Origin of the sequence: Enterobacter sp. IF2SW-B1, assembly GCF_001743375.1 — a bacterium.
Classification (GTDB): Bacteria; Pseudomonadota; Gammaproteobacteria; order Enterobacterales; family Enterobacteriaceae; genus Enterobacter; species Enterobacter bugandensis.
This window is the reverse complement of sequence record NZ_MJAA01000389.1, coordinates 1-358: the sequence shown is the minus strand read 5'-3', so window position 1 is coordinate 358 and position 358 is coordinate 1. Positions and strand designations below refer to the sequence as shown.

General features: G+C 62.8%; 1 pseudogene. It reads left to right on the top strand.

The features are described 5' to 3' along the window. Positions 1-358 (top strand): annotated as a pseudogene (dipZ, locus tag A6013_RS24765) (protein-disulfide reductase DsbD); the annotation flags it as partial.

Sequence of the window (358 nt, the reverse complement as noted above, 5' to 3'; positions counted from 1 at the left end):
AAACCGCGTTCGGTTTTGTCATCCTGGCGCTCCCGGTGTTCCTGCTGGAGCGCAACAAGGGTGACGCGTGGCGATTGCGCCAGAGGGCCATGCTCGGCGTGGCGTACTTCTCCTGGGCGTTTGTCGTCAGCCTGGGGGCAAAAAGAGCGAGGATGCGTCTGGTGCAAATTCTCCTGCTCGCCGCCGCGGTGGTGAGCGTGCGCCCGCGTCAGGATTGGGCGTTCGGCTCGCCTGTGGGCCAGCCGCAGGCACATTTAAACTTTATACACGGTAAGAACGTCGATGAGCTCAACAGCGCGCTGGCGCAGGCAAAAGGCAAACCGGTGATGCTCGACCTCTCGGCCGCCGGGTGTGTTGC